The organism is Mesorhizobium sp. M2A.F.Ca.ET.037.01.1.1 (assembly GCF_003998075.1).
GTDB lineage: Bacteria > Pseudomonadota > Alphaproteobacteria > Rhizobiales > Rhizobiaceae > Mesorhizobium.
On the sequence record NZ_RZSA01000684.1, the window covers coordinates 1 to 3,737 of the forward strand.

Genomic DNA, 3,737 nt, shown 5'->3' on the forward strand with positions numbered 1-3,737 from the left:
TGCCATGGAATATGGAAAAGAAGGTTTTCCGAAACAACTGCTCGCCGGCCGTTCGGCTCGCATCGTCGTCACCATGGGCATGCCGGTCTTGCTCTATCGTTGGTACTTTGGCGCCTACGGATTGCGCGGTTTCGAGCGAAGCATGCTGAGCTTCGCGGGAATCAAACCTATTCGTGAGAGCCTGTATGGCCTCACCTTCGCCGACGAAAAGAAGCGAGTTCGCTGGATCGACGATATGCGCAAGCACGGGCAACGGGGCGACTGACAAAATCATCCCGAGGTTCAAGCCACGTCCCAGGTGGCTCGGGCGAGCTATCATTCGGCAATGGCGAATGCCCCGCAGGTTACGTGAAGCGTCCTGAGCCAGCGTTTTCCAATAGCATGTCAACGACTGGCAGCCTCGCCACCACTGATAATCGGCCCCGGCACGCTTGCGCACGCAAGATCGCGGCGCGATGCTGGCCGCAACTGGAGGAGACCATGCGAAACATCACGGCATCGGCACTGCTTTTGGCGGTGGCATTCTTCACGACCAGCGCGAACGCGCTGGACAGTTCGAACACGCCCGTTGTGGTGACACCGCTGGTGTCGAAGACAACGACCGCGTCGGGCCAGCCGATCACGCTGCCGCAAAAGAACGTCGAGGTGCAGGTCTCGTCCTACCAGATCGCGCCGGGCGCAACGCTCCCGGTCCACAAGCATCCCTTCCCGCGCTACGCCTATGTCGAGCAGGGAACGCTCAAGGTCACCAATGTCGAGACCGGCGCTGCCAACACCTTCAAATCAGGTGACTTCATCGTCGAGATGGTCGGCCAATGGCACCAGGCCACCAATATCGGCACCGATCCGGTGAAGCTTCTGGTGATCGACCAGGTCGAGCAAGGCGCCAAGAACACGATCCTGAAATAGTAGCCGGCAGAGCGTCCGCTCCGAAGCGGTCGCCCGTTGTTGCTCAGCCCCAGGCGCCCACAGGTTGCCTTGTGGTGGCGTTCAGGCGGTTGAAGGCGTTGATCAGCGCGATCTGGATCACCAAAGCGGCGAGCGCCTTGTCGTCAAAGTGACGCGCCGCCTCGTCCCAGACGTGGTCGGGCACCGCGTCGGACCGATCGGCCAGGCGCGTCGCGGCTTCCGTCAGCGCAAGCGCCGCGCGTTCGGCGTCTGTGAAGTAAGGCGTCTCGCGCCATGCCGACACGGCGAAGATCCGCTCGTCCTTCTCGCCTGCCTTCTTCAGCTCGCGCGCGTGCATATCGACGCAGACGGCGCAAGCATTGATCTGGCTGGCGCGCAGATGAACGAGCTTGCGCGTGACATACGGCACGTCGCCGGCCTCGGTCGACTTGTCGAGCGCGAGCAGCGCCTGCAGCGCGCCGGGAATGAGCATCACCGGGTTCTTCAATCTTGCTTCCATCATCCGTCTCCTCGGGTTTCGTGCTGCCGGCAGGCCCGTACCAATCAATAACTTTCCAGTTATGAGTTATCCATAACTTTGCAGTTATGCGTTGTCAAGCGCCTTCCCTGGCTGGACCGATGGTTGCGGCTTTCGCGGCGGCGCGACCGGTGCTAGGGCTGCCCAACTTCTAGAAAGCATGGATGGAAGCTGGTGGCGGACACGCAAAAACCCCTGATCGAAATCTGCGTCGAAGGCATTGACGGGTTGCTCGCCGCGCAGGCCGCCGGGGCCGACCGGGTCGAGCTCTGCGCCAGCCTGATCGAAGGCGGCATCACACCGAGCCTCGGCACGGTGCGCGCCGCGCTCGAAAGCGCGACCATTCCCTTCCATGTCATCGTTCGGCCGCGCGGTGGCGATTTCCTCTACAGCGAGGCCGAATACCGCTCGATGCTGGCCGATGTCGAAGCGCTTCGCGAGCTCGGCGTTGCCGGTGTCGTCGTCGGCTGCCTGACCGCCGACGGCGCCATCGACGAGACGCGCACGAGCGCGCTGGTTGAGGCCGCCGGCCCGCTCAACGTCACCTGCCACCGCGCCTTCGACATGACGCGTGATCCGGCTGAGGCGCTCGAGGCGCTCATCCGCTGCAAGGTCGGCCGCGTGCTGACCAGCGGACAGCGCGATACCGCGCTCGAAGGCGTCGAGCTTCTGGCCGAGCTCGTGCGTCTGGCGGACGATCGCATCATCATCCTCGGCTGCGGCGCGCTGGCGCCCGATACGATCGGCGAGGTGCGCAAGCGGACCGGGCTGACCGAGATGCATTTTGCAGCGCTTGCGGACGTGCCCAGCGCCATGCGCTACCGCAATCCCAATGTCGGCATGGGCGGCACCGACCTCTACCGCGAATACCGCAACACGGTGACCGACCAGGACAAGGTGGCGGCGACGATCGCGGCCGCGAGAGCCTGACAGCCAAGATGGTGACCCAGGAGTTGCTGCCGATCGAACGCGTCTCGCCCGCCGACGAGCCCGCCATCCTCGCGCTCAACAACGAGCATGCGGCGGAACTGTCCTGGCTCGAGCCGGAACGGCTTTCCTTCCTGCTCGGTGAGGCTTTCTACACGCGCCGCATCGGCGCGCTCGGGGCCTTCATCCTGTGCTTAGACAAGGACGCAAATTACGACAGCCCGAACTTCTTTTGGTTTCGCGAGCGCTATCCGCGCTTCGTCTATGTCGACCGAGTGGTGGTCGCCGCGGCGGCGCGCGGCCGCGGCCACGCCCGCCGCCTTTATGAGGATCTGTTCGAGCAGGCCCGGTGCGCCGGCCACACGATGGTAACCTGCGAGGTCAATGCCGATCCGCCCAACCCGGCTTCCGATGCCTTCCACGCCGCGCTCGGTTTCGCCGAGGTCGGCGACGCGGTAATCCACGGCGGCAAGAAGTCGGTGCGCTATTGGGCAAAACCGATCGCCGCCTGAACACGCTTCGAACGCTGCTGGCCAGAAGAACAAGCCAAAGCTAATATAACCGCTCGGCTGGCTGGGGCGCGACATCATGGCGAGCAATGTCTTCCGCTTCGACGAAAGCTGGGACATCCCTGAAGGCACACTCCAGGAAGTGTGGGATGTGCTGTCGGACGCCCAGTTGCTGCCGCTCTGGTGGGGCGATGCCTATAAGGAGGTGGAGCCGCTCGACAAGAAGGGCAAGGGCGTCGTCGGCGCCCGCGCCAGGGCACGAGCGCGCGGCGCCCTGCCCTAGGAGCTGAACTTCATCATCGAGGCCGCCGAGCTCATACCCGGCCGGCTGGTGGTGGTAAAAACCTTCGACGATTTCGACGGGCTGTGGCGGGCCGAGCTGTCGCCGTCAGGGGCCGGCACGCATGTCGATCTGGTCTGGCAGGTCACGGTCGAGAGGCCGATCCTCAAATTCCTGGCGCCGCTGCTCAGGCCCGCCTTCGCCTGGAACCATGGCTGGACGACGCCGCGCGGAGAAACCGGGCTTCGCCGCTACCTCGCCGCCCGAAAGAACGGCAGGGCCTGACCTCACCAGTTGCGGTTGAGCCAGCCGCGAGCCGGTTTCTCGACGATGTAATAACTGGCCAGCGCAGTGCGGGATAACTTTGTGCAAGTGCGAAGCTGCGACTTGACCGGTGCTTCCGGTCAAGCCTTTGTTATGGCCAAGAAAAAGGGGCCGAGGTGGCCCCTTCTTTCATCCGCGGCGGGGCTGTTCAAGCGTTGGCGGCAGCCACCGCGCGCTTGGCCATCACCGCGATGAGATTGGCGCGGTACTCGGCGGAGGCATGAAGGTCGCTCATCAGCCCTTTCGCCGGCCCCTTGAGGCCGTCGAGCGC

At 64.0% G+C, this 3,737-nt stretch carries 6 protein-coding genes and 2 pseudogenes; 6 read left to right on the top strand and 2 right to left on the bottom strand.

What is annotated here, in order from left to right; all coding sequences use genetic code 11:
* Together EOA27_RS26905 and EOA27_RS26910 are read left to right on the top strand one after the other, a co-directional pair.
* Positions 1–265: pseudogene (locus EOA27_RS26905) on the top strand (NAD(P)H-dependent oxidoreductase); the annotation flags it as partial.
* 215 nt (positions 266–480) lie between these two features.
* Positions 481–909, top strand: coding sequence for a cupin domain-containing protein (locus tag EOA27_RS26910; protein ID WP_126082246.1), 429 nt, complete (start codon positions 481–483; stop codon positions 907–909).
* 43 nt (positions 910–952) lie between these two features.
* Here EOA27_RS26910 and EOA27_RS26915 read toward each other — a convergent pair whose 3' ends face one another.
* Complete coding sequence (locus tag EOA27_RS26915) at positions 953–1,408, bottom strand: carboxymuconolactone decarboxylase family protein (RefSeq protein WP_126083772.1); 456 nt, start codon at positions 1,406–1,408, stop codon at positions 953–955.
* 189 nt (positions 1,409–1,597) lie between these two features.
* Here EOA27_RS26915 and EOA27_RS26920 point away from each other — a divergent pair, with 189 nt between their 5' ends.
* The 4 genes from EOA27_RS26920 (at position 1,598) to EOA27_RS42325 (ending at position 3,427) form a co-directional block, all read left to right on the top strand.
* A complete protein-coding gene (locus EOA27_RS26920; RefSeq protein ID WP_126082245.1) occupies positions 1,598–2,356 on the top strand; it encodes a copper homeostasis protein CutC in 759 nt (252 codons plus the stop codon).
* 8 nt (positions 2,357–2,364) lie between these two features.
* Positions 2,365–2,865: a GNAT family N-acetyltransferase gene (locus tag EOA27_RS26925; RefSeq protein WP_127257686.1), complete on the top strand. Its 501-nt coding sequence runs from the start codon at positions 2,365–2,367 to the stop codon at positions 2,863–2,865.
* Positions 2,866–2,941: 76 nt separating this feature from the next.
* Entirely contained in the window at positions 2,942–3,145 is a 204-nt protein-coding gene (locus EOA27_RS42320) for a hypothetical protein (protein WP_245467013.1), read from the top strand.
* Between the two features lie 48 nt (positions 3,146–3,193).
* Positions 3,194–3,427 (top strand): hypothetical protein, encoded by a 234-nt coding sequence (locus EOA27_RS42325; RefSeq protein WP_245467011.1) that lies wholly within the window; start codon positions 3,194–3,196, stop codon positions 3,425–3,427.
* Positions 3,428–3,614: 187 nt separating this feature from the next.
* Here EOA27_RS42325 and EOA27_RS42330 read toward each other — a convergent pair.
* Positions 3,615–3,737: pseudogene (locus EOA27_RS42330) on the bottom strand (carbon monoxide dehydrogenase); the annotation flags it as partial.

What these genes read in the sequence shown, in the direction of transcription:
- EOA27_RS42320 (WP_245467013.1), top strand. Translation starts at nt 2,942, where the DNA reads ATGGCGAGCAATGTCTTCCGCTTCGACGAAAGCTGGGACATCCCTGAA.
- EOA27_RS26910 (WP_126082246.1), top strand. Translation starts at nt 481, where the DNA reads ATGCGAAACATCACGGCATCGGCACTGCTTTTGGCGGTGGCATTCTTC.
- EOA27_RS26925 (WP_127257686.1), top strand. Translation starts at nt 2,365, where the DNA reads ATGGTGACCCAGGAGTTGCTGCCGATCGAACGCGTCTCGCCCGCCGAC.
- EOA27_RS26915 (WP_126083772.1), bottom strand. Translation starts at nt 1,408, where the DNA reads ATGGAAGCAAGATTGAAGAACCCGGTGATGCTCATTCCCGGCGCGCTG.